Here is a 24471-nt window from a genome sequence, read left to right as displayed (position 1 = left end):
TCATGCGGCGTTCATGCGGCACTCTGGCGCCGTGCCACCGGCACCTCGTCGTCGACCGCATCGCCGATCGCCGCGCGCGTGAGCACCGCCTGCTGCTGCAGCCATGCGCCGAAGGCCTGGAGCTCGGGCCGGCCGGCGCTGCGCGGGCCGCTCACGAGCCAGTAGGCCATCGGCGAATCCATGCGCTGGCGCGGCAGCACCTCGACCAGGTCGCCGTTGGCCAGGCTCTCGGCGATCAGCGGGCTGCGCGCCAGCACCACGCCCTGGCCGGTCAGCGCGGCCTGCGCCATCTGGTAGTCGTAGTTGAAGTAGAGCCAGCGGCGCGGCTGGATCCGGGCCAGGCCGTTCGATTCGAACCAGCGGCGCCAGACCAGCCACTCGACATAGCTGGGGTGCGCATCGCCGACCTCGATCAGCGTGAAGCGCGCGAGGTCCTCGGGCTTCTCGATCGGCGGGCTGCTCTTGATGAGCCAGGGGCTGGCCACCGGCGTGAGGTGCTCGCCGAACAGCCGCACCGCGCCCTCGGGCATGTGCTCGGCGCGGCCGTAGCGCAGCGCGAGGTCGATGTCGCTGACCTCGAGGTCGATCACCGCGTCGGAGGCATCGATGCGGATGTCGATGTCGGGATGGTCGCGCTGGAAGGCCTCCAGGCGCGGGATCAGCCACATCGAGGCGAACGAGGCGAAGGTGGTCAGCCCCACGCTCTTGCGCGACGCGCTCTGGCGGATCTGGCGGATGGTGGCGTCGATGCGCGGCAGCGCCTGCTGCACCGACAGCAGCAGCAAGGCACCCGCGCTCGTGAGCTCGACCGCGCGCGTGTGGCGCAGGAACAGCCGCACGCCCACCTCCTCCTCGAGCGCCTGGATCTGGCGGCTCACGGCAGGCTGCGTGAGCGACATCTCCTCGGCCGCGGCGCGGAAGTTCAGGTGCCGCGCCACGACCTCGAAGGCACGCAGGTTGCCAGCGCCGATGGGGCGCGTGCGCAGGAGGAACGGGGAATGCTGCATGGAGGATCGGCCGGTGGATGCGACACCGTGGCCGGCGGTCGAACGGATCGACGGCGAGCCAACGGGTACAGCCACGATTGTGGCGCCGCCGCGCGAGAGCGGCAAACCGCGGCTCAGACGATGCGCCCGAACCACAGCACCGACAACCCCGCGCCTGTGATCGCAAACAGCGCCGACAGCAACGCCAGCAGGCCCGAGAGCTCGTTCTCGCGCGGCTGCACCTGCACGCGCGAGCCGAGCTTCTCGTAGACGCCGTGCAGCGCCTCGGCGGTGCCGGCGTGGTGGTACTCGCCGCCGGTCATGCGCGCCACCTCGCGCAAGGTGGGCTCGTCGAGCTTCATGTAGATCGCCATGCCGTCGGGCGCGGCGATGTCGCCGTCGAGCGTGCCCATGCCGATCACGTAGACGCGCACGCCGCGGTCGGCCGCCATCTTCGCGGCCTCGAGCGTGTCGATGCCGGTGGTGCGGCGGCCGTCGCTCAGCAGGATGATCGCAGCGGCGTCGTAGGAGCCGGGCGCCACCGGCGTGATCTGGCGCGGCGGCGGCTTCGCCTTGTCGTCCAGGCTGCGCCCGCGCGGCGCATTGCCGCCGAAGGTCATCTCGCCGAGGCTGATGTTGTCCTGCGGGAACAGCTCGGCCAGGCACAGCACGATCGCGTCGCCGACCGCGGTGCCCATCTGCATCTGGAAAGCATCGATGCTGGCCGCGAGCGCGTCGCGGTCGAGCGTGGCGCGCTGCGCGACCTGGCTGCTGCCGGCGAAGGTGACGAGGCCGACCTCGATGCGCCGCGGCAGCTCGCGCAGGAAGGACTTGGCCGCCGCCTGCGCGGCCTCGAGCCGGGTCGGCTTGACGTCGTTCACGCGCATGCTCAGCGAGACGTCCATCGCCAGCATGATCGAGGTGCGCGCCCAGGGAAGCGGCACGCGCGCCACCGGCCGCGCCGCGGCGAACAGCAGGCCGGCGCAGGCCAGCAGGAACAGCGCGGGCGGCAGGTGCCGGCGCCAGCCGCGCCGCAGCGACGCGGCGCCCTCGGTCTGCAACCGACCATAGCGCTGGGCCAGCCGGCCGCGGCGCCGCAGCAGCCAGGCATAGGCCAGCGGCAGCGGCGCGAGCGCCAGCAGGAACCAGAGGTAACCGGGCCACAGGAAGGACATCGGCGCTGCCTTGGAGGTGGAGGATGCGGATCGGCCGTACGCCGGCGCATCCGCAAGCATCGTGCCCATGAAGCCGCGCCCGCGCAATCGGCCGCCCGGCCAGGCCCTGCATTGATGCGGGGCTCTTATCAGTGGGCCGGTTGCATTTCATTGGACCGCGCCATGGACGCCGGGGATCATCGTGCCCCGAAGCGCGCCGCGCCGCGGCGCTTCGCCAGGAGACCCCCGATGAGCGCACGCACGCTGCTGACCTCGATGTTCCGCTACAAGGCCTGGGCCGACGAGAGCCTGTTCGCCGGCCTGCTGGCCGCGCGGGGCACGCTGCCCGAGGACGACCTCGAGGCGGCCTGGGCCACGCTCGACCATGCCCATGCGGTCGACGGCATCTTCAGGGCCCACCTCGAGGGCCGGCCCCATGCCTACACCGGCACCCATTCGCCCCAGCGGCTCGCGCCCGGGCACCTGCTGCAGGCGGTGCGCGACAACGACCGCTGGTTCGTCGCGCACGTGCAGGCGATCGGCGACGACGACCTGGCGGCCCCGCTCGCCTTCGACTTCACCGACGGCTCGGCCGGCCGCATGTCGCGCGAGGAGATGCTGGGCCACGTGATCGCCCATGGCGGCTACCACCGCGGCGAGGTCGGGCAGATCCTCACGCGCCACACGGGCTCGTCGCCGCGCGACACCTTCACGGCCTACCTGCACGAGGCCGAACCGGCGCGCCGGCTGCGCGCGTAGCGCCCCTCCCGGTTTTCTCTTCGTGGCACCCCGCGCCTGCGGGTTGGCACGGATTTGGCCTCCTGCATGGATTGTGCACAATTTCTTTTGAAGAGCGCACAATTGTTGGGCTGATTGGCGGCTGCCACGGCCTTCCATCCACCCATTTGGGGCATCGCCCCCCAAGGACATGCAGATGAATCGCTCAGCATCCGGCCTCTCGCGCCGCGCCTTCGGGCAGGGACTCCTCGCCGCTTCCACGCTGGCCGCGCCGGCCTGGGTGCGCGCCCAGGGCAAGGGCCGCGAACTCGTGGTCGGCGGCGCGGGCAGCCACAAGGCCTTCCTCGATCCGCTGATCCCGGTGTTCGAGAAGCAGACCGGCTGCAAGGTGATCTTCGAGGGCACGCGCTCGCTCGTGAACCTCGAGAAGATGGTCAACAACAAGGGCCGCCAGTACATGTCGGTGGTGCTGATGGACGATCCGGTGATGATCCCGGCCGTCAAGGAAGGCGTGCTGGAGCCGCTCACCGCCAAGGACATCCCCAGCCTCGCGAAGCTCAAGCCCGGCACGGTCCACATGGACGGCATGTGGGCCAACTACATGCAGTCGACCACCGGCGTGGCGGTCAACACGGGCAAGCTCAAACAACTGCCCTCGTACGCGGCGCTGTGGGAGCCGGCCAACAAGGGCAAGGTCGTGATCCCCTCGCTGCAGAACACCGAGGGCCTGTCGATGTTCCTGGTGGCGGCCGCGCTCGAGACCGGCAAGCCGATGAAGGATGCGCAGTACCAGCCCGAGGCGGCGTTCCGCAAGCTCAAGGCGCTCAAGCCCAACCTGCTGACCGTCTACACCCAGCTGCCGCAGGCGCTGAACCTGCTCGAGCAGGGCGAGGCCACGGCCATCGCGGGCATGATCGGATTCAACGCCTTCGACCGCAAGGCCAAGGGCGCGCCGATCGACTTCGTGCTGCCGAAGGAAGGCGGCATGGCCATGCCGACCGGCATCGCCAAGGTCCGGGGCGGGCCGCAGGCCGACCTCGCCAATGCCTTCGTCGAGGCGATGCTCGGCGCCTGGCAGCAGCAGATCGCCGAGATCTCGCTCGCGATGCCCACCAACACCGGCGTGGCCGCGCCGGCCGGCCTGCCCAAGGGCGAGGTGTTCATTCCCGACTGGGCCTACATCGCCGAGAACCGCAAGACCTGGGTCGAGCGCTGGGACCGCGAGATGGCGCTGTGAGGCGCGTCGCATGAGCACTCTCGAACTGAGCGGGATCGTCAAGCGCTACGGCGCGCAGACGGTCGTGGACGGGCTGGACCTGCAGGTGGGTTCCGGCGAATTCGTGTCGCTGCTCGGCCCCTCGGGCTGCGGCAAGACCACGCTGCTGCGCATCGTCGCCGGGCTCGCGGCGTGCGACGCCGGCACGGTGCGCGTGGGCGGCAGCGACGTGACCGCGCTGCCCGCGCACCAGCGAAACATCGGCGTGGTGTTCCAGAGCTATGCGCTGTTCCCGCACCTCACGGTCAGCGAGAACATCGCCTTCGGCCTGAAGGCCCGCGGCACGCCGCGCGCCGAGCTCGCGCAGGCGGTGGACGCGGCGCTGCGCTCGGTGCGGCTCGCGGCGCTCGCGGACCGGCCGATCTCGGCGCTGTCGGGCGGCCAGCAGCAGCGCGTGGCGGTGGCGCGCGCGATCGCCACGCGACCGCGGCTGATCCTGCTCGACGAGCCGCTGTCGGCGCTCGACCGCAAGCTGCGCGAGACCATGCAGGTCGAGCTGCGCCAGATCCTGCGCGACGCGGGCATGACGGCGATCTTCGTCACGCACGACCAGGAAGAGGCGCTGGTGATGTCCGACCGCATCGCGGTGATGAACCGCGGCGCGATCGAGCAGCTCGACGTGCCCGAACACATCTACGGCCAGCCGCGCACCGAGTTCGCGCTCAACTTCGTGGGCCTGTCCTCGCAATGGCGCGGCACGCTCGACGGCGCGCGCGTGCGCACCGCCTGCGGCGAGATCGAGGTGCCCGCCGAGCGCGCGCGCGACGTCGGCGCGGGCGGCCTGCGCCACGAGGTGCTGGTGGGCGTGCGCCCCGAGCGGCTGCGCGCCTCGCGCGATCCGCAGCCCGCGGCCGCGGGCATGAACCGGCTGTCGCTGGTGGTGAGCCAGACCGTCTACCGCGGCGCCAACCGGCTGGTCTACTTCAACGCACCGGGCGGCGGCGCGACGCTGCTCGCGGAATTCCCGGCGCACGACGACCTGGCGCCGCGCCCCGGCGAGACGCTGTCGGTGCAATGGCCGGTGGCCGACACGCTGCTGTTCGCGGCCGAGGCGGCGCCATGAGCCGCGCCATGCGCCGCGCCGAAGGATCGCCGGGCTGGCTCGCCGTGCCGGGCGCGGGCTACCTCGTGCTGTTGTTCGTGCTGCCGCTGGCCGCGCTGCTGGCCACCAGCTTCCAGGGCGAACAGGGCGGCTTCTCGCTCGCGGGCTACGCGCGCTTCGCGACCGATCCCTTCAGCGCCGTCGTGGTCTGGAACACGCTGAAGATCGCGCTGCTCGTCACGCTGCTGTGCCTGCTGATCGGCTACCCGGTGGGCTTCGCCATGGCGCGCGCCTCGCTGCCGGTGCAGGGGCTGATGTTCCTGGCGCTGATCCTGCCGCTGTCGGTGGGCGTGGTGGTCAAGAGCTTCGCCTGGACCATCCTGCTGCGCAGCAACGGCCTGGTCAACCAGGTGCTGCTGGGCCTGGGGCTGGTCGACGAGCCGGCACGGCTGCTGTTCAACGAGCGCGGGCTGGTGATCGCCGCGGTGCACGTGTTCCTGCCCTTCATGGTGCTGCCGGTGTTCACGGTGGCGCGCCAGATCGACTCGCGCCTGGCCGAGGCCGCTGCCACGCTCGGCGCGAAGCCGCTGCATGCCTTCGTGCGCGTGACCTGGCCGCTGTCGCTGCCGGGCGTGGTCGCGGGCTCGGCCTTCGTGTTCTCGATGGCGGTGTCGATGTACGTGATCCCCGCGCTGCTGGTGGGCGACCGCTACCAGACGCTGCCCGCGCTGCTGGCGCGCGCCTACCTGTTCATGCGCGACCGGCAGTCGGGCTCGACGCTGGCGGTGATCCTGCTGGCCATCGCGGTTGCGGTGGTGGTGGGCAGCACGCTGCTCACGCGCCGGCTGCAGGCGCGGGGAGCCACGGCATGAGCACACGCTGGAACCGCCTCGCGGGCGGGCTGCTGATGGCGGCGACCGCGGTCTTCATGCTGGCGCCGCTGGTGGTGGTGGTGCTGGTCTCGTTCAGCCCCTCGCCGGTGTTCAACCTGCCCGAGGGCCAGTGGTCGCTGCGCTGGTACCGCGCGATGCTGGCCAAGGAGGGGCTGGCCGACACCGTGCTGCTGTCGGCCGCGGTGGCCGCGGGCGCGACGCTCGCGGCGCTGGTGCTCGGCACGCTGTGCGCGATCGCGATCGAGCAGGGACGCTTCCGCGGCCGCGAGGCGCTGCTGGCCTTCCTGGTCTCGCCGCTGATGATGCCGGGGCTGGTGATCGGCGTGGCGCTGCTGCAGGCCTTCCGCGCGGTCGGGCTCGCCAACGTGTTCTGGAGCCTGCTGATCGGGCACGTGGTGATCACCCTGCCCTACGTCACGCGCACGGTGCATGCGAGCCTGGCACTGTTCGACACCCGGCTGCTCGAGGCGGCGCAGACCTTGGGGCTGTCGCGCCCGCGCGCGCTGCTGCAGGTGATGGTGCCGGCGCTGGCACCGGCCTTCCTGACCTCGGGGCTGTTCGCCTTCCTCGCCTCGATGGACAACTACCCGATCTCGATCTTCCTGACCGACGCGCGCAGCAAGACGCTGCCGATCGAGATCCTGCACTACCTGGAGGAGTCACCCGACCCCACCATCGCCGCCATCTCGGCCTGCCTGATCCTGCTGGCCGCCGTGGTGCTCTTCATCGCCGAAAGGCTGGTCGGCCTGCGCCGGCTGGCCCAGTTCTGACCATGGCCGATCCGACTGCTTCCCACACCACCGCCTCCACCCGCGACTTCATCGGCTACGGCCGCGACCTGCCCGCCGTGCGCTGGCCCGAGGCGGCGCGCGTGGCCGTCTCCTTCGTCGTCAACTTCGAGGAGGGCGCGGAGTTCTCGATGACCGACGGCGACAGCCGCAACGAGGCCATCTACGAGGTGATCGACGGCCAGCCGGTGCCCGACCGCTGCATCGACAGCCACTTCGAGTACGGCACGCGCGTGGCCTACTGGCGCATCGCCGACCTGTTCGAGCGGCATGGCGGGCACTTCACGCTCAGCGCCTGCGGCCGCGCGGTGGAGCGCTCGCCATGGCTGGCGCGGCATGCGGCGCAGGCCGGCCACGAGGTCTCGGCGCACGGCTGGCGCTGGGAGCGCGGCATCGACCTCACGCTCGACGAGGAGCGACTGGCCATCGACCGCTGCTGCACCGCGATCGAGGCCGCCACCGGGCGCCGCCCCGTGGGCTGGCACACGCGCTCCAACCCGAGCCCGCACACGCGCCGCCTGCTGGTGGAGCGCGGCTTCCTCTACGACAGCGACGCCTACAACGACGACACGCCCTATCGCGTGGCGGTCGACGGCCGGCCGCACCTCGTGCTGCCCTATGCTTTCGACACCAACGACATGCAGTTCCAGAACACCCAGCGCTTCGATACCGGCGACGCCTTCGCCGACTACGTCTGTGCCGCCTACGACTGGCTGTGGCGCGAGGGCGGGCATGCGCCGCGCATGCTGTCGGTGGGCCTGCACCTGCGCATGATCGGCCGGCCCGGGCGCATCGGCGCGCTCGAGCGCATCCTGCGCCACCTCCACGACAAGGGCGGCGCCTGGGTGACCAGCCGCGAACGCATCGCCCGCCACTGGCTGGCGCACACCGACGAGGGCACGGCCGCATGAAGGAACGCGAGGACGCGGTCTACGACACGCTCTCGCGCGCGCTGCTGGCCGGCGCGCTGGCGCCCGGCGCGCCGCTGCGCGAGACCGCGCTGGCCGAGGTCTTCGGCGTGAGCCGCGAGCGCATCCGCAAGATCTTGCTGCGGCTGGGCACCAACCGGCTGATCGAGATGATCCCGAACCGCGGCGCCTTCGTGGCCGCGCCCTCGCTCGAGCAGGCGCGCTCGATCTACGACGCGCGCCGCATTCTCGAGGGCGGCATCGTCGCCCACCTGGCGCAGAACGCGGGCGCCGAGGCGCTGCGCCGCCTCGACGAGCACATGGAGCGCGAGCAGGCCGCGCTGGCCGAGGGCGACCGCGCCACCTCGGTGCGGCTGTCGGCCGACTTCCACATGATCCTGGCAGAGGCCACGGGCAACACCTTCATCCTGCAGCAGATGCAGGAGCTGGTGAGCCGGACCTCGATGCTGGTGGCGATGTACGAGGCGCCGCATTCGGCGCAATGCGCCTGCGACGAGCACCGCGACATCTTCACCTCGCTGCTCAAGGGCGACGGCGGTGGTGCCGCGCGCGCGATGCGCTCGCACCTGTCGCTGGTCGAGACCCGGCTGCGCCCCGGCGCGGCCGCGCCCTCGCAGGACGTGGTGGGCGTGCTGTTGCGCATGTGGGCGGGCCAGCGCGCCGCGCAGTCCACGGACGAAGGCCGATGAGCGACGCCACGCTGCTGGTGCTCAACCCGAACACCAGCCAGGCGATGACCGAAGCCGTGGTCTCGGCCGCTCGCGCGCTGCTGCCGCCGGGCCTGAAGGCCATCGGCTGGACCGCCTCCGCCGGGCCGCCGGTGATCAGGGACCGGCCTAGCTACGACGCGGCCGCGGCCGCGATGCCGGCGCTGCTGGCCGAGGCGCCGCGCGCCGACGCCATCCTGCTGGCCTGCTTCGGCGACCCCGGGCTGGCGGTGCTGCGCGAGCGCGCCGGCGTGCCCGTGACCGGCCTGGCGGAGGCCGCCGTCCTGGCCGCGCGGCAACGCGGCGAACGCTTCGCGATCCTCACGGCGGGCGCGGCCTGGGTGCCGATCCTCACCGACTGCGTGGTGGCCGGCGGCGCGTCGCACCTGCTGGCGGGCGTGTTCGCGCTTGATGGCGACGGTGCGGCGCTGCGCGCCGATCCCGAGCGCTTCCGTGCGCAGGTGCGCGCGCTGTCGGCCCGCGCGCGCGCGGCGGGTGCGCGGCGACTGGTGCCCGGCGGCGCGGCCTTCGAAGGGCTGCGCTTCGATTGGGCCGAGGGCCTGGCGGTGGACCGGCCGATCGAGGCGGCCGTGGCCTTGCTCGCACACGCGCTGCCCAAGCCCCCGGCCTGAGCGCCGGGCCCGGCACGGGCAGGTTGGATTTCGATACAAAATTTCCGCCGCCTCGGCGGCCCGCGTCGCCCCTGGCGAAACGCCGTCCGCGCCACTGCCAGCGGCCCCGGCCCCGGGATTCCCCCGAGGGTCGGCGGTGTAGACTGCCGGGTTTTTCCGACTCTGGCATGGCGCACGTTCCACAGCGCACTGGTTTCAACGGCTCGGCGCTCGTCCGCTTGCTTTCCCGACTGACCGATGGCGACATCCGCGAATCCGAACAGGCTTCGGCGGACCGGCTGAGCCTATGGTTCGGCTGGACCGACGCGATCTCGCTGTCGGCCGCCCTCAACGGCACGCCGGCCAGCCTGCCGCCGGCCCCGCGGGGTTCGGTGCGCGCCGATGAAAGCGAATGCGCGCGCGTGCGCGCCGCGCTGGCCCAGGCGATCGCCGAGGACGGCAGCTTCGCGCCCGCCAAGGCACGCCCGGCCGCGGCAACCGCCGACGTCGAGACGCCGCCCGACTTCGCGCCGATGCGCCAGCGCTACCTCGCGCGGCAGCAGGCGATGGAGACGGCCATCGGCCCGCTGCGCGGCCGGCTGCGCGCGCGGCTCGCCGCCGGTTCGCACGACATGGCGCGGCTCGCCGCCGTCGACGTGGTGATGGAACAGGTGCTGGGCGCGCGCGAACGCAGCCTGCTGGCGAGCGTGCCGGCGGCGCTCGAGAAGCGCTTCGCGCGGCTGCGCAAGGCCCGCCAGAGCGAGGAAACGACGGGGGAAGACCCCGGCGCCAGCGGCCATGCCGACTGGCTCGCGGTCTTCCGCAAGGACATCCAGGACGTGCTGCAGGCCGAACTGGACTTTCGATTTCAACCGGTCGACGGGCTGCTCGAAGCCCTGCGCACCGGTCACAAGGGCTGACTGGATACACATGACCCGATTTCTCCATCACGCCGTGTTCGTCGCGGGCCTGGCCGTCGTCGGCTGGGTCGGCGCCGGCTACATTGGCACGAACACGCTGGCGCTGGCCGTCACCGGGCTCGTGGCCGCGTTCTACCTGATGGGCGGGCTCGAGCTGCACCGCTTCCAGCAGGCCACGGGCTCGCTGGTGCAGGCGACGAACGCGCTGTCCGAGCCCCCGGCCAGCCTCGGCGACTGGCTTGCCTCGCTGCATCCCTCGCTGCGCAACGCCGTGCGCCTGCGCGTCGAGGGCGAACGCGTGGGCCTGCCCGGGCCGGCGCTGGCGCCCTACCTCGCGGGCCTGCTGGTGCTGCTGGGCATGCTCGGCACCTTCCTCGGCATGGTGGTCACGCTCAACGGCACCGGCGCGGCGCTGCAGGGCGCGACCGACCTCGAAGCGATCCGCGAATCGCTCTCCGCCCCGGTGCGCGGCCTCGGCCTCGCCTTCGGCACCTCGGTGGCCGGCGTGGCCGCCTCGGCGGCGCTGGGCCTGGTGTCGGCGCTGTGCCGGCGCGAACGGCTGCAGGCCTCGCAGGCGCTCGACGCGAAGATCGCGAGCACCCTGCGCGTGCACTCGCAGGCGCACCGGCGCGACGAATCCTTCAAGCTGCTGCAGCGCCAGGCCGACCTGATGCCCGAGCTGGTCGGCCAGCTGCAGGCCATGATGGGCGCGATGGAGCGCCAGACCCAGGTGCTCAGCGAGCGCCTGATCGGCAACCAGACCGAGTTCCACGGCAAGGCCGAGGCGGTCTACGCCGGCCTCGCGAGCTCGGTCGACCAGTCGCTCAAGCACAGCCTGATCGAGAGCGCCCGCGTGGCCGGCGCCGCGATCCAGCCGGTGGTCGAGGCCACCATGGCCGGCATCGCGCGCGAGACCGCCTCGCTGCACGGCAGCATCGCGCAGACGGTGCAGCAGCAGCTCGAAGGCCTGTCGTCGCGCTTCGAGGCCAGCACCGGCCGCGTGGCCGACACCTGGCAGGGCGCGCTCGCCGCGCACCAGCGCACCAGCGAGGCGCTGTCGAGCGACCTGCGCGGTTCGCTCGAAGGCTTCGCGCAGAGCTTCGAGCAGCGCTCGACCGCGCTGGTCGATGGCGTGTCGACGCGACTCGAGACCACGGTCGGCAAGGTGTCCGACACCTGGCAACAGGCGCTTGCGCGGCATCAGGAGACGAGCGACAGACTCTCGGGCGACGCGCAGCAGGCGCTGTCGGCCGCCGCCACGGCTTTCGAGGCGCATGCGGCCTCGCTGCTGCGCACCGTGGGCGACGCGCAGGGCGAGCTGCAGGCCGCGCTGGCCGCGCGCGACGAACAGCGCCTCGCGGCCTGGACCGAATCGCTGACCTCAATGGGCGCGGCCCTGCAGAAGGAATGGCAGCAGGCCGGCGCGCAGGCGCTGATCCACCAGCAGAAGCTGCTCGACACCCAGGCCGATCTCTCGTCGCGCGACGAGGAACGGCTGTCGGCATGGACCCGCTCGCTCGCGGCGATGGCCGCATCGCTGCAACAGGAATGGCAACAGGCGGGCAGCCATGTGCTGGGCCATCAGCAGAAGCTGCTCGAAACGCAAGCCGACCTCGCCGCGCGCGACGAAGAGCGCCTCGCGGCCTTCACGGGTTCGCTCGAGGCCATGGCTGCGTCGCTGCGGCAGGAATGGCAACAGGCCGGCGCCCATGCACTCAACCATCAACAGAAGCTGCTCGAGACGCAGGCCGACCTCTCGTCGCGCGACGAACAGCGCCTCGCCGCCTGGACCGGTTCGCTCGAAGCCATGGCCACTTCGCTGCAGCGTGAATGGCAACAGGCCGGCGCCCATGCACTGAACCATCAACAGAAGCTGCTCGAGACGCAAGCCGACCTCGCCTCGCGCGACGAGCAACGCCTCGCCGCCTGGACCGGCTCGCTCGAAGCAATGGCCGGCGCGCTGCGCCAGGAATGGCAGCAGGCCGGTGCGCACAGCGCCGACCAGCAGCGCCAGCTGCTCGATGCGCTGACGAAGACCGCCGGCGAAATGTCGTCGCAGAACGAGGCGCATGCCAAGCGCACCGTCACCGAGATCGCGCAGTTGCTGCAGGCCGCCGCCGAAGCGCCGCGCGCCGCCGCCGAGGTGGTGTCGGAACTGCGCCAGAAGCTATCGGACAGCATGGCGCGCGACAACGCGATGCTCGAGGAACGCAACCGCCTGCTCGAGACGCTGGGCACGCTGCTCGACGCGGTCAACCATGCGTCGACCGAGCAGCGCAGCGCGGTCGACGCGCTGGTGGCGGCCTCGGCCGAGGCGATGGAACGCGCGGGCAGCCGCTTCGCCGAACAGGTGGAAACGCAGACCGGCAAGATGGCCGAGGTGGCCGCGCAGGTCACGGGCAGCGCGGTCGAGGTCGCGAGTCTCGGCGAGACCTTCGGCTTCGCGGTGCAGCGCTTCGGCGAATCGAACGACAAGCTGGTGGCGCACCTGCAGCGCGTGGAAGGCGCGCTCGGCAAGTCGATGGCGCGCAGCGACGAACAGCTGGCCTACTACGTGGCGCAGGCGCGCGAGGTCATCGACCTCAGCATCATGTCGCAGAAGCAGATCGTGGAAGACCTGCAGCAGATCGCCAGCCGGCAGCCCGCCGCCGTGGCCAGCGAGGCGTGATGCGCCAGGACGCGGACATCGACGACGCCGGCCTCGACACCAGCGTGCCGGTCTGGGCCGTCTTCGGCGACCTGATGTCGGGCCTGCTCGGCGCCTTCGTGCTGATCCTGGTCTGCGCGATCGGCATGCAGCTCGACCTCGCGGCCAAGCTCGAATCCGAGGTCAAGCAGCGCCAGGCCGAGGCCCAGCGCCGCGAGGCGCTCGAGAAGGCGTTGGCCGGGCCGCTGGCCGCGGGCCGCGTCACGCTCAACAACGGGCGCATCGGCATCAGCGGCAGCGTGCTGTTCGCCTTCAACTCCGCCGACCTGCAGCCCGAGGGCCGGCAGGTGCTGCGCAGCCTCGCGGCGCCGCTGGCCACCTACCTGCGTTCGCGCGACGAGATCCTGATGGTGAGCGGCTTCACCGACAACCGCCAGATGCGCGAGGGCGCGCGCCTGTTCGCCGACAACTGGGAACTCTCGGCCCAGCGCGCGCTGACCGTGACCCGCACGCTGATCGAGGAAGGCGTGCCCTCGTCCGCGGTATTCGCCGCGGCCTTCGGCGCCGAACAGGCCGTGGCCTCGAATGCCGATGCCGATGGCCGCGCGAAGAACCGGCGCGTGGAGATGGCGCCGACGCCGCGGCCGTCGTATGCGGCGAGCACCGCCAGCACTGCAGCGAAGGCCCGTGAGTAGCGACGCGCCCATCGACGCGAACGACGACCCGCTCGCGGTCGTCGCAGCCTGGCGCGCGCGCGGGGCCGAGCGCTTCGATCCCGTGCGGCTGCATTTCATCGAGACGCTTGCGAAGCGCGCCTCGGTGCAGCGCGGCGAGGCCAGGCGGCTGCTCGACGAGCGGCTGCGGCAGTTGCTGAGCGCGTATGGCGAGGACTTCGAGAAGGCGGTGCCGCAGACGCCGGCCGCGGCGGCACAGCCGTTACCGCGCGGCGCGCTCGCCGAGCTCGTCGAACACATCGCGCGCCAGTCGCCGCTGCCCGAAGAAGCACCGACACCGAGCGGTGGTGCCGTGCCGATTCGCGCCAGCGCGGCGAGCTCTGCCGCGCCCGCCGAGCTCAAGACCATGCGCTACTTCCGCGGCACCTGGTCGCGCCTGAGCGCCGATCGCCGGCTCACGCAGTCGCTCGCGAAGATGCCCGAGAACGCGGGCCCGCTCAATTCGCACCACCTCGTGCACCGCGCGCTGATCCTCATGCGCGATCTCTCGCCGGAGTACCTCAATCGCTTCATGACCTATGTGGACACCTTGCTGTGGGTGGAGCAGATGCAGGTCGGGCAGGCTTCGGCGGCTGCGGGGCGTGCCGAGGGAGTGAAGAAGTTGGGGCGGGGGAAGGCGAGCTGATCGGGGTCTTTCAACGCGCCTCGGCCCTCAATGTCATTGGTCAATCACTGATAGTTCATCGTGACTGTCTCAGGCCATTGGCCGAACCCCCAGTGACCGTCGCGCCCTTTTGAACGTAGCGCTCCGTCAACGGCATGTTGAAGACTCATTGCCAGTCTTGCCCGCAAGCCATTGACTCGCGTTGTTGTTGGCATTCGACGCGGGCCCATAACTGAGCATTTGGATCGAGATGCCACTGGCTGTGGATGTTCCCGAGAGCAACAGTGAGGTGGATCGATTGGCCGGATGCCGTGCTCGGGATATGTCCTAATCGAATGGTTTGCGATGGCATGACCATTGTGCAATTGAGAGGCCTTGGACTCACGATCACAGCCAGGTTCCAGTTATCAGACCTACGCCGATGACTGGCGGGCACCCCCGATGTTCCGAGCCTCCACTGATCCTGGGAATGAGTGCGGAAAGCACGCACAACGAGGCAATCGCCAAGCACATCGTCGAAGCGGACCGGGAGGCCAAGGCGTCGCTAACGGCCTGGCTGAGTGACCTCGTCACGAAAGCCGGGGAGACATTGAGCGCGTCTGCCGCGTCCAGTTCAAGCCGATGACGAGAACCTGCAGGGATCGCATCGGGTGATCTCAACAACGAAGTGCTCAACAACAAGCCTGATTCGAACATGCTGGCGCGGCTGCAGTTGCCGCTGCTTTCTTGGTCCGTGCCAGTGAGTCAGCTGTCAACGACACGACCACCTTTGGGGAAAACACTGAATTCGCGCAGTCACATCGTCATCGCCCGTCGATCGCGTCACTTATAGCTCATCGTAAAAGTCGCCACACCGTTGGCTGACCCCGCAGTGACTGTCGGCCCAGTTTGAACATACCGAGCAGTCAAGGGAATGTTGAGAATTCCCCCGGAAGACGTGCCGGCGAACCATTGATTCGTGTTTCCATTGGCACTCGAAGCCGGTCCATAGCCGAGTACCGCCCCATTTTTGAGCACTTGAATTGCGACCCCTTTCGCTGTAGAGGCGCTTGTCAGCGTGAGCGAGGTTGACCGATTTCCAGGGTTTGTATTGTCGGTCAATGTCGTATAAACGTTGACTCCCCTAATACCGTCCCCGCCAGAGCACGACAGGCCAATGTTGAGCGGCCGGCTGGCCGAAGTGCTGTTTAGGCCGGCGAACTCTGCGCGCGGAACGCTTCCCAAAGGAACCCTCACTGATGGCGTAATGACCACACAAGTTGGGACGCTGGGTTTGACGACAATGGCTGGAGACCAAGTATATAAAATCACATCCGTCATACCACCTGCAGAAATCTTTCCGAATACACCCGACAACAATCCCCCCTGTGAAATAGGTCCTGTTCTAATCAGTTGAACACGCATAGTGTGCGGGTTTATAGTAAAACTTCCGAGCCAACGCAGACCCCGCACAATAGTTGGCCAATATCTTCCCGCGACTGCTACTGTAGAACCCTCAAGCCACAGTCGATATCCAATTCCTGGAATTCCAGATTCGTAGATGTTGCCATTAGGAGTCCCAATTCCATCATAATGCTCATTATACGCAATATAACCACTAATAGGATAAGTACCTGGCGGGTTAGCAGGACAAACCAAAGTCCCTCCTGAAACACTCACACTCCCCTCCCACAATAGATCTGGCCCAGAGGGATCATAGGTAATCGATGAAGGGCCCCTGACATTCAAGACCGCCGGACAAGCTGCATTCACACCTGTAGAAACCAAGATCAAGCAATTAAACAAGACAACCCAAACAAGGACATCAATACGATTTTTTATCATCTACACACCACCAATCAGTAGATTAAGGCTAATTTTTAAAATAATCCCATGACCGGATAAGCTGCGAGAGAAGATTAGCCATCGAAGAATGAAACGCATCAGCCAACATCGCAGCGGATCCACTCTGTCATTCACAGCTCGCCGTCATTTCGCGGATAGGCGGAGGACTCTCCGCCTCGGGCAAGCTATAGGTCACCGTGCACTGATCGACCGTCCGTTGTCCCCAGCGCACGATGAAGCGTCCGCTTTGACCCGCACCCGTTACAAAAGCCTGACCTTCGGATCCCACAATACCCATCTCCACGCCGGTGTCGCTTTCGATCCTGGCGCCGAAAGGAAGTGGCTCGCCCTTGCGATCAGCCAACGTCAACATCAGCCGGTAGCCCACCGAGGTTTCGAAAGCCGCAAGAACCACTGCGCCTCGGGTGGGAATCATCTCGGTCGCAGCGTTCTTGACGTCCAAGGTGTCGCCCAGGTCCTGCGTGCGCACGGCCACCCGGTTGATGCGATAGGGGTTAAGGTTCGGGATGACCGCGTTGCCCGCCCAGTCGGTCGCCACGCCTGACATCGATTCGAAGCCCACGCCAGGCGCCTTGGGCAGCCGCGCCAGCCCGATCGTCTCGCCCAAGGTCTGCGACAGCGTGACACCACCCGCATGAACCACCAGGCCACCCGCCATGCCGACGGTGGTCTGGCGGTAGCCGGCCCCCTGCGAATGGCCCAGATCGAAACGCCCCACGGGCGACAGGTAATTGGCACTGACGGCGCCGGTGGAACCCTGGCCATCGTCATGCCCGGCTGTCACGCTGTAGCTGAGACGCGAATCGTCCAGCGCGGAACCGAAGACATTGGCCTGCTGGCTGGTACGGCCGTTGCGCTCCTGCGTGACCGCGTATTGCGCGCTGAGCCCCGACGCGCCCAGCGGCATGTTCACGGTGAACATGATCTGACTGCTGCGCCGGGAATCCTGGTAGACGCCGCGGTTGTAGTTCACACCCAACCTGAACTGCTTGTAGCTGCCCGACCAGCCGAATTGAACCGCACGGTCCTTGTCGCGGGCACCCCAATAGCTCTGCTGCCGCGCCGAGACGAACACCGACCCCCACTTGTCGCCCAGCTGCTGCGAGAGCTCCAGCCGCAACTCGCTGCGCCGGTTGTTGAGGCGCTCCAGCGGCAGCAGGCCCTGCATGTCGGCGGCCTCCTGGAAAGTACGATAGCCACCGGTGGAATAGCGATAGCCAGCCACGCGAACATTGGTGCCGACCTCGAAGGCCTTGGAATAGAGAAAGCGCAAGGACTGGCCGTTGTAGCTCTTGTCGACCAATAGCGGCATCGGCACCGTGGCGCGCGCGGCCGTCAGGTCGGCCGAAATGGCGCCGAAAGCTCGAAGATTCTTGCCGACGCCGGCCAGCACCGACTGATAACGACCTGACACGATCAATCCGCCGTACAGCGTGTAGTCGCCGCCCAGCCCGTGTGCCAGCGAGCCTTGCAAGAACGCAGGCTCGGCCAGCGGTTGCCGGGACTGGGTCCACGGCCATTGCGACAGCCCGCCCCAACTGTTGTAGCCACGGCCCTGCCCGGACGCACGCCGGTACTTGCCCACCGTGGCCGAATAGCGCCAGGCGCCTTCGCGCAACAGCGTGGGCACGGCCGAGAAGCTCTGCAAGTACCGGCTTTCGCGGCCGTCGGCTTCGGTGACTACGACTTCCAGGTCGCTGCCCGAGCCGTTGGCATTGAGGTCGTCGATGACGAAAGCGCCGGGCGCGACGAAGGTGCTGTAGATGACGTAGCCGTTCTGCCGCACCGTGACCCGGGCATTGGTCTGCGCGATGCCGCGGATGGTGGGCGCGTAGCCTTGCTGACTGTCGGGCAGCATCGCTTCATCGGAAGCGAGTTGCACGCCGCGGAACGGCAGGCTGTCGAAGAAGTTGCCGGGCGTGCTGCCGTCGCCGATCAGCAAGCGCCCGTTGATCGCTGGAAAGTCGCGCTGCGCATAGGTCTCGACGGCCTGCCAGCGAGCACGCCCATCCGTGCCGCGGCTGTAGGTGGAGAAATGGCGAAAGCGCCATTCGCGGTGGTTGAAACCGGCTCGCAGGCCCGCGTACAACGTGTCGCGCCGAGGGTCGTTGGGAGGTCGATCGAAAGGGTTGTTGTCGAACAGGCTTCGCGTCTGCGCGAAGGGATCCGACGAGCGCCTGTAGGTGTCGCCGCCATAGCGCGAGAAGTTGACCTGGTAGTCGAGCATGCCGGCGGTGATGCCCGTGTCCCATTTGCCGGGGTCGACCGCGCCGCGCGCCGAGCGCTTCAATGCCGCCTGCGGAATGCTCAGGGTCAGAAGCAGCTTCACACCGTCGTAGCCGAATGAAGCATCGGGAATGGCAGCGCCCAGGTCGGCGACGCACGCATCGTCCGACAAGGCCGTGAGGGCTGGGAATGCCAGCACGTTGACGCCCCAGTCGTCCAGCATGTGGCGCGTGAGGCAGGGCTCGGCATCGCTTTTCCCTGGCTTGTCGTCGAACTGGATCTCGACCTTTCCGACATCGCGCTCATTGAGCGATACGCGGACGGTGTAGCGCCCCGGCAGCACGCGGTTGCCGAAGGCGAAGAGCGACAGGTCCGCACTCTTCTGGGTGGCACCGTAGTTGAGGAAGTCTTCGTTGAAGACCGAGGCGGCAGACTTCTCGGGCAACTGTTCTGGCGGCGACTTCTGCGCGAAGGCCGGCGTACCCAGCATACCGATGGCGGCGGCGCACAGCGAGAGGCGAAACGGCGCCCCCAATGAGGAGATGTATCCCATGGCCGGTCAGCGCTGGCTGGTATCTGTCGCGGAAGCCTCGGGCTTTTTCGGCACGGGCTCGGCCTGCACCGCCACCGGCTCGGGTGCCGCAGGAACCTTGACGAACTCCTCGGGCGTGCCGGCGCCGTAGTCGTTGATCGTCACGAAATTGACCTGGACGGCTTGCGGCGTCTTGATCGCGCTGAGCGGATAGGACAGTTCGCCGAAAGGCGGGAGCATGCCCGGATCGATGATCTGCTGGCCGTTGTTGATGTTCAGCGTGACCAAGGTGATGTGATAAGGCGTCGGATTGGCGACTCTCAGAATCGCACCTTGACCTTGAGCGTCAGCACTGACCGCCCACTTGAGTTTGCTGCGGGACTCGGCGGAGCTTCCTTCGAGACCGGCGGGGCGATAGAACACCTTGAGACGGTTCTGCAGCGCGATCTGCAGCACGTTCTCTTCCTGCGACTTCTGGGGAATCTCCTTGACGTTGATCCAGAACACCGACTCGCGGTCGGATGGCAACTCACCGCCCGCGCGCATGATGCGCAGGATGTTTTCCTTGCCGGGGTCGAGCCGCGACAGCGGCGGGGAAACCAGCAACGGCGTCTTGTTCTTGCCTTCGCCCGCATCGATCCAGGCCTGCACCACGTAAGGGGCGGTGCCGTAGTTCTTCATGGGAAGCGAGGCCTCGCGGGCTTGTTCGCGCAGGATCACGCGCGTGCCGCTCAGCATGATGCTCGCATGCGCGGCGCATTGAAGGCTGAGCAGCGCGATGAGGACGAAGAGCCAGCGAATCTGTTTGTTGCTACACATTTATGTATCCCCGCCTTGCAAGCCGCATTCGACGCGCGCGCGCAAGCACTCCGCACCGATGGCGGTGCGTTCAAGAAAAATCAGAAGGAGAAGAAGCGTGGGCTGGCGCGAGCGCCGCGCGACTGAGCATCGCCACGCCTCGCGCCGCCGACAACGCGAGGGGCGTTGGCGCCCCTCGCTGTCGATCCGCTTACTTGTAGTCGACCTGGAAGGTGGCGCTCGAGCTCGCCGGACCCGCCGTGACACCGACCGCGGTGGCGATGTACGCAGCCTTGAACTTCAGCGAGTTGGTGCCCTCGCCGAGGATGTAGTCGCCCGACTTGCCCGTGTTCAGGTCGACCTGGGTGCTGGCCGAATCGAGGATCTGGATGGCCACGTTCTTGGCAGCCACGACGCCACCAGCCTGACCGGCATTGGAGATCTTCAGCCACTTGCCGCCGCTCGCGGCGGTCATGTCGCCGTCACCCTTGAAGGTCACGTTTGCCACGTTGGCGGGACTGCCGGCGGCCACGGCGGGGCAATCGAGCAGGTCGATGGTGAAGTCGGCCGGCTGGGCCTTGTCGCCCGCCGCCTTGAACCGGTTGACCGTCGGCTTGCCGAGGAAGACGGTCATGTTCTGGCTCTTCGGCGAGATCGAGCAGATGCTGGCGGTGATTTCACCCTCGAAGTTGATGTTGCCGGTGTCTGCGGCAGCCGCGAAGGCACCTTGCGACACGGCGGCAACTGCCGCAATCACTGCGAACTTGGAAAGATGTTTTTTCGACATGAAGGTCCTAAATATTGATATGAAGAATTGCCCGCAACCTATTGCGGACAATTGTCATCGTATAGATAGAAAACCACGCAGGACGTCGCATCACACAATAGAAATTAAAAACGTGATTAACTCTTTCAACCACTCGAAGACGACTGCGATAGACTTCTACAAATACATCTCAATTAAAAGTGTCTGGCTAATTTTTTGATAAAGTTATTAATGATGGAGGGCGGGGACATCGCGAGGGAGAGCGACGAGAACCTTCTCAAGGCTCAAGATCGTGGCCTTCCGAGTCCGCGTCGGCCACACCCCCAAGCGGATGGCCCAGCATCACCAGCCGGTAGCCGATGCCATAGACCGTCAGCAGCCGAACGCCCTTCTCCGGCCCCAGTGAGAGCTTCTTTTTCATCCGGGCCAGATGCACATCGAGCACGCGCGAACCAGGACTGGCGCGCCAATCCGAGATCTGTGCCTCGATGTCGGTGCGGGCCACCACCTTGCCGAGGTTGAGAAACAGCAGCAGCGCGATGTCGAACTCGCGCGGCTGCAGCCGGACCTCCACCCCATCGACCAGCACCACGCGCGCGTGCCGCTTGAAGTGAAAGCTTCCCCAGACCAGGTCTTCCTCTTCGGGCAAGGCATTGCCCCCGAACCTTCGCGAGTGCAGCAGCCTCAACCGCATGGCCAGTTCGGTGCCGTCCACGGGCGCCGTGGCGAACTCGATCCGTTCGCCATTGAGGGATTCGTTGCCGAAGGCCGATGCCAGTTCCACGGCATCGCGCGCCACGACGACGAGGATCGGCAATCGCACCATGCTGCGCAGATTCACCCACCGCCGCGGACTCCACGCCTTGTCGGCCCAGGCGATCAGCGCGTCGTAGTGGTGGCCGGTCGACATGGACTCGCACAAGGCCTGCACCGAATCGAAGGCCGCCGAGGCGAAGCCCTGTGGATCGAGGGCGCTGCGCAGCGCGCTGCGGTTGTGATCGTCGCCAAAGACGAGCGCCAGCGTCGTGATGGGCTTGGCCGCGTTTGCCGCCGGACTCACCATGCGCACGCTCCAGGAGCCGACCTCAGTGGTTCGGCGGGCGGGAGCACCGGGACCATGAATCGATCGACGCGCTTTTCGGCAACGCCGGAGTCCACGCCGGCCTCCCGTGCCGTTCCTGCTTGTTGCATCCGTACTTCCTTTGTCACTTGGATCCTTTTCCACGTCTATCGGAACAGACAACATCGCCTTCTCCAAAGAGAGTGAATGTTCAGTTTCATAAAGATTACTCCACCCTCCTTTCGTCGAAAACCTGGACCATCGAATTCTTACGAAGAGTCAGTATGTTTGTATTGTTTTCGGGAAATAGTGCTCAACGATTGGCATCAGGTGTGGCGAAATCGTGGAAATTGAGAAACTTTGAGACTAGGGATTTGGAGTGAAAATCAGAATGAAACCCTTCTTTTGCAATAGCAAAAATTAACGTGTTTTATTGACACGCCGATTCCAGCTAATGACAAATCAATACTGGAAACAGTTTGCGCATTTCTAAATTCCTCGACGACTCCCCCCGCCGTGGCTGGCGCATCCACACGAGCGACGCCGAGCCCTCAGCCGACGCACATCGGCGGCCAGGTTCCCGACTCACCGAGAATCCACCCACCATGCACATCGTCACCGCCCGCTTCCACATCGCCCCCGAACACCGGGAAGACTTCCTCCGCGAGATCAAGGCCAACGCCTCGCGCTCGGTCGAGCACGAGCCCGGCTGTCGGCAATTCGACGTCTGCGTGGCGCCCGACGACGCGGGCCATGTCTTCCTCTACGAGGTCTACGACGACCGCGCGGCCTTCGACGCGCATCTCGCGAGCGCGCACTTCCAGCGCTTCGACAGCCTGACGACGGATTGGGTGGTCTCGAAGCAGGTGGAGCGCTTCGAGCGGGTCTGAGGCAGCGCCCTCAGCCCTGCTTCGCGGCCGGCTCCTGGGCCGCGAGCACGGCCTTCAGCAGGCCGGGAAAGCGCTTGTCGACTTCCTTGCGGCGCAGCTCGTTCACATGCGCGGGGCCGTCGGTGCGGGTGCGCACGATGCCCGCCTCGCGCAGCACCCTGAAGTGGTGCGACATGCTCGACTTCGCCCTGCCCCCGCCCAGTGCGGCACAGCTTGCCTCGCCGCAGCCGGCGAGCTCGTGCACCACGCGCAGCCGCTCGGGATCGCTCAGGGCATAGAGGACCTGGGTCAGCGAGACATCGTCGAGGGCCGGATGGTTGAGGCTGCGCATCGCGCGACCATAGCACGGATCGGCTTTTGTCCTATTGTTCGATAGTTATCGAACCAAGGTACGATCGAACCTTGTTCTTCACACCTTCTCCAGGGATCCGATGCCAAGCCTCTTCTCGCCTTTCACGCTGAAAGATGTCACGCTGAAAAACCGCATGGTCGTCTCGCCGATGTGCCAGTACTCGGCCGTCGACGGCGTGGTCAACGACTGGCACCACGTTCATCTGTCGGGCCTCGCGCGCGGCGGCGCGGCCCTGGTCATCGCCGAAGCCACGGCCGTCTCGCCCGAAGGCCGCATCACGCCCGGCTGCGCCGGGATCTGGACCGATGCGCAGGCCGAGGCGTGGCGCAGGATCGTCGCCTCGGTCAAGGCCGCCGGCGCCGTGCCCGGCATCCAGATCGCCCACGCCGGGCGCAAGGCGAGCGCCAACCGGCCCTGGGAAGGCGACGACCACATCGCCGCCGGCGACGCGCGCGGCTGGCAGACCATCGCCCCCTCGGCCGTTGCGTTCGGCGGCGGCCTGCCGAAGGTGCCCGAGGCCATGACGCTGGCCGACATCGAGCGCGTCAAGGCCGACTTCGTGGCCGCGGCCAAGCGCGCGCTCGACGCGGGCTTCGAATGGCTCGAGCTGCATTTCGCGCACGGCTACCTGGCGCAGAGCTTCTTCTCGACCTGGTCCAACCTGCGGACCGATGCCTACGGCGGCGACTTCGAAGGCCGCGCGCGCTTCCTGATCGAGACGCTCGCCGCCGTGCGCGAGGTCTGGCCCGAGCGCCTGCCGCTCGCGGCCCGCTTCGGCGTCACCGAGTTCGCGGGCCAGGACGACCTCGAGGAAGGCATCGAGCTCGTGCGCAGGCTCAAGGCGGCCGGCCTCGATTTCATCGACGTCAGCATCGGCTTCTCGACGCCCAAGGCGAAGATCCCATGGGGCCCGGCCCTGATGGCGCCGATCGCGCAGCGCGTGCGCCGCGAGACGGGCCTGCCCGCCACCACGAGCTGGTTCATCAGCGAGCCCCGGCAAGCGGACGAACTGGTCACCGGCGGCACCGTCGACCTGGTCACGCTGGGCCGGCCGCTGCTTGCGAATCCGCACTGGCCGTACCGCGCCGCGCTCGAGCTCGGCATGGACAAGGCGGCCTGGACGCTGCCCGCGCCGTACGCGCACTGGCTGGAGCGCTATCGGTCTTCGTGATCGCCGGGCGGGCGCACCAGCCGAGCTGCGTGGATCCCGCTGTCGCGCCTCTGATCATTCGCGGCCGCTGGCGCGCATCGGGGCGACGACTTTCTCCTGCCATCGTCGAGAAGGACCCGGTCGGGGCGAAGAGACTTCCGCCCACGCTGTCTGACCCGACGCATGAGCGCAATAGTCCAGGGCCTGGCGAAGTGCAGTGTCCACCCTGCGCAGGGAGATGCAATGCCGGTCCGCCACGTCCTGGCGGGTCATCTCCTCTATTCGCAGCGCAACGAGTACCGAACGATGCCGATGCGAAAGCCGCTGCATTGCCTCCTCGACGGCCTCCACGGCCGACCGCGCCTCGGCGATGGCATCCGGGCCGGGCGCATGATCGACCAGGAGATCGAGTGCGCTATCCCACTCGGCCACGTACTGCCAGGACCGATCGTGACGCAGGCGATCCATGGCCAGGTTGCGAGCCGTTCGATAGACGTAGGCCCCGGGACTGCGCACGGGCTCCGATGCCGTCATGTCGCCCAGGCGCAGCCAGGCGTCGTGCAAGCACTCGCTGGCCCGATCGGAACAGCCGAGATCGCGGGCCAACCGGCGATGCAGGTACGCGTAGTTCGCCGTCAGGAACGCCCGCAGCACCACGCCGGGGAGCTCGCCGTTGCCCACGAACTCAGGATCGGGATCAAGAGACGATGCATCGGCCGCGCCGGCGACGCCCGGACAACACGAAGAATGTGCATTCATAGCGGACCGCCTTCGCTCATCGCCCCTGGGAACAAGGACCGAGACCGAAGTCGAACGGGGGAAG

General features: G+C 67.7%; 25 protein-coding genes. 16 read left to right on the top strand and 9 right to left on the bottom strand.

The features are described 5' to 3' along the window. Window positions 1–11 precede the first annotated feature (11 nt). Together BM109_RS18705 and BM109_RS18700 are read right to left on the bottom strand one after the other, a co-directional pair. On the bottom strand, window positions 12–1007 hold the full coding sequence (locus tag BM109_RS18705; protein WP_093345414.1) for a LysR substrate-binding domain-containing protein: 996 nt from the start codon (window positions 1005–1007) through the stop codon (window positions 12–14). Window positions 1008–1120: 113 nt separating this feature from the next. Next, window positions 1121–2161, bottom strand: coding sequence for a VWA domain-containing protein (locus BM109_RS18700; RefSeq protein WP_093345411.1), 1041 nt, complete (start codon window positions 2159–2161; stop codon window positions 1121–1123). A 228-nt stretch (window positions 2162–2389) separates the two neighbouring features. Here BM109_RS18700 and BM109_RS18695 point away from each other — a divergent pair, with 228 nt between their 5' ends. The 12 genes from BM109_RS18695 (at window position 2390) to BM109_RS18640 (ending at window position 14050) form a co-directional block, all read left to right on the top strand. After that, on the top strand, window positions 2390–2899 hold the full coding sequence (locus BM109_RS18695) for a DinB family protein (protein ID WP_093345409.1): 510 nt from the start codon (window positions 2390–2392) through the stop codon (window positions 2897–2899). A 175-nt stretch (window positions 2900–3074) separates the two neighbouring features. Beyond that, complete coding sequence (locus tag BM109_RS18690; protein ID WP_093346136.1) at window positions 3075–4115, top strand: ABC transporter substrate-binding protein; 1041 nt, start codon at window positions 3075–3077, stop codon at window positions 4113–4115. A gap of 10 nt (window positions 4116–4125) precedes the next feature. Continuing rightward, window positions 4126–5217 carry an ABC transporter ATP-binding protein gene (locus BM109_RS18685; protein ID WP_093345406.1) on the top strand — a complete coding sequence of 364 codons (1092 nt, stop codon included), beginning with the start codon at window positions 4126–4128 and terminating at the stop codon, window positions 5215–5217. Next, the gene (locus BM109_RS18680; RefSeq protein ID WP_256222657.1) at window positions 5214–6068 is read left to right on the top strand and encodes an ABC transporter permease; all 855 of its coding nucleotides are present in this window, start codon (window positions 5214–5216) and stop codon (window positions 6066–6068) included. Before BM109_RS18685 ends, BM109_RS18680 begins: the two co-directional genes overlap by 4 nt. Then, window positions 6065–6859 carry an ABC transporter permease gene (locus tag BM109_RS18675; RefSeq protein ID WP_093345404.1) on the top strand — a complete coding sequence of 265 codons (795 nt, stop codon included), beginning with the start codon at window positions 6065–6067 and terminating at the stop codon, window positions 6857–6859. Before BM109_RS18680 ends, BM109_RS18675 begins: the two co-directional genes overlap by 4 nt. Window positions 6860–6861: 2 nt before the next feature. After that, window positions 6862–7788, top strand: a complete 927-nt coding sequence (locus BM109_RS18670; RefSeq protein ID WP_093345401.1) for a polysaccharide deacetylase family protein — start codon at window positions 6862–6864, stop codon at window positions 7786–7788. Further along, on the top strand, window positions 7785–8495 hold the full coding sequence (locus BM109_RS18665; protein WP_093345398.1) for a GntR family transcriptional regulator: 711 nt from the start codon (window positions 7785–7787) through the stop codon (window positions 8493–8495). The genes BM109_RS18670 and BM109_RS18665 overlap by 4 nt, the downstream gene beginning before the upstream one ends. Then, entirely contained in the window at window positions 8492–9145 is a 654-nt protein-coding gene (locus BM109_RS18660; protein WP_093345396.1) for an aspartate/glutamate racemase family protein, read from the top strand. Before BM109_RS18665 ends, BM109_RS18660 begins: the two co-directional genes overlap by 4 nt. 167 nt (window positions 9146–9312) lie before the next feature. Beyond that, window positions 9313–10044 carry a DUF3348 domain-containing protein gene (locus tag BM109_RS18655; protein WP_093345393.1) on the top strand — a complete coding sequence of 244 codons (732 nt, stop codon included), beginning with the start codon at window positions 9313–9315 and terminating at the stop codon, window positions 10042–10044. A 10-nt stretch (window positions 10045–10054) separates the two neighbouring features. Further along, window positions 10055–12712, top strand: coding sequence for a DUF802 domain-containing protein (locus BM109_RS18650; protein ID WP_093345391.1), 2658 nt, complete (start codon window positions 10055–10057; stop codon window positions 12710–12712). Continuing rightward, window positions 12712–13386 (top strand): OmpA family protein, encoded by a 675-nt coding sequence (locus tag BM109_RS18645; RefSeq protein ID WP_093345388.1) that lies wholly within the window; start codon window positions 12712–12714, stop codon window positions 13384–13386. The genes BM109_RS18650 and BM109_RS18645 overlap by 1 nt, the downstream gene beginning before the upstream one ends. After that, entirely contained in the window at window positions 13379–14050 is a 672-nt protein-coding gene (locus BM109_RS18640) for a DUF2894 domain-containing protein (protein ID WP_256222656.1), read from the top strand. Before BM109_RS18645 ends, BM109_RS18640 begins: the two co-directional genes overlap by 8 nt. 801 nt (window positions 14051–14851) lie before the next feature. Here BM109_RS18640 and BM109_RS41805 read toward each other — a convergent pair. The 3 genes from BM109_RS41805 to BM109_RS18625 form a co-directional block, all read right to left on the bottom strand. Then, entirely contained in the window at window positions 14852–15349 is a 498-nt protein-coding gene (locus BM109_RS41805) for a fimbrial protein (protein WP_371268822.1), read from the bottom strand. A gap of 631 nt (window positions 15350–15980) precedes the next feature. After that, window positions 15981–18653, bottom strand: coding sequence for a fimbria/pilus outer membrane usher protein (locus BM109_RS18630; RefSeq protein WP_093345382.1), 2673 nt, complete (start codon window positions 18651–18653; stop codon window positions 15981–15983). Between the two features lie 6 nt (window positions 18654–18659). Then, window positions 18660–19370 (bottom strand): fimbrial biogenesis chaperone, encoded by a 711-nt coding sequence (locus BM109_RS18625; RefSeq protein WP_256222655.1) that lies wholly within the window; start codon window positions 19368–19370, stop codon window positions 18660–18662. Between the two features lie 9 nt (window positions 19371–19379). Between BM109_RS18625 and BM109_RS41245 the strand changes: the two genes are divergently transcribed. Beyond that, complete coding sequence (locus tag BM109_RS41245) at window positions 19380–19577, top strand: hypothetical protein (RefSeq protein WP_177239377.1); 198 nt, start codon at window positions 19380–19382, stop codon at window positions 19575–19577. A gap of 64 nt (window positions 19578–19641) precedes the next feature. Here the strand turns inward: BM109_RS41245 and BM109_RS18620 are convergent, their stop codons facing one another. Next, complete coding sequence (locus BM109_RS18620) at window positions 19642–20064, bottom strand: fimbrial protein (RefSeq protein WP_256222654.1); 423 nt, start codon at window positions 20062–20064, stop codon at window positions 19642–19644. On the opposite strand from BM109_RS18620, the gene BM109_RS41625 reads away from it, so the two are divergent. Further along, window positions 20063–20416 carry a hypothetical protein gene (locus tag BM109_RS41625; RefSeq protein WP_256222653.1) on the top strand — a complete coding sequence of 118 codons (354 nt, stop codon included), beginning with the start codon at window positions 20063–20065 and terminating at the stop codon, window positions 20414–20416. The two genes, BM109_RS18620 and BM109_RS41625, sit on opposite strands and share 2 nt — an antisense overlap. Before the next feature lie 57 nt (window positions 20417–20473). On the opposite strand, the gene BM109_RS18615 is transcribed toward BM109_RS41625, so the two are convergent. After that, on the bottom strand, window positions 20474–21259 hold the full coding sequence (locus tag BM109_RS18615; RefSeq protein ID WP_177239384.1) for a winged helix-turn-helix transcriptional regulator: 786 nt from the start codon (window positions 21257–21259) through the stop codon (window positions 20474–20476). A 602-nt stretch (window positions 21260–21861) separates the two neighbouring features. Between BM109_RS18615 and BM109_RS18610 the strand changes: the two genes are divergently transcribed. Next, on the top strand, window positions 21862–22146 hold the full coding sequence (locus BM109_RS18610) for a putative quinol monooxygenase (RefSeq protein ID WP_093345372.1): 285 nt from the start codon (window positions 21862–21864) through the stop codon (window positions 22144–22146). 10 nt (window positions 22147–22156) lie between these two features. Here the strand turns inward: BM109_RS18610 and BM109_RS18605 are convergent, their stop codons facing one another. Beyond that, window positions 22157–22477: an ArsR/SmtB family transcription factor gene (locus BM109_RS18605; RefSeq protein ID WP_093345369.1), complete on the bottom strand. Its 321-nt coding sequence runs from the start codon at window positions 22475–22477 to the stop codon at window positions 22157–22159. A gap of 100 nt (window positions 22478–22577) precedes the next feature. Here BM109_RS18605 and BM109_RS18600 point away from each other — a divergent pair, with 100 nt between their 5' ends. Continuing rightward, entirely contained in the window at window positions 22578–23669 is a 1092-nt protein-coding gene (locus BM109_RS18600) for an NADH:flavin oxidoreductase/NADH oxidase (RefSeq protein ID WP_093345367.1), read from the top strand. A 54-nt stretch (window positions 23670–23723) separates the two neighbouring features. Here BM109_RS18600 and BM109_RS18595 read toward each other — a convergent pair whose 3' ends face one another. Next, a complete protein-coding gene (locus BM109_RS18595; protein ID WP_093345365.1) occupies window positions 23724–24407 on the bottom strand; it encodes an RNA polymerase sigma factor in 684 nt (227 codons plus the stop codon). Window positions 24408–24471 lie beyond the last annotated feature (64 nt).

Source organism: Variovorax sp. PDC80 (assembly GCF_900115375.1).
Lineage (GTDB): Bacteria > Pseudomonadota > Gammaproteobacteria > Burkholderiales > Burkholderiaceae_C > Variovorax.
This window is presented reverse-complemented; position numbering and strand designations above follow the sequence as displayed.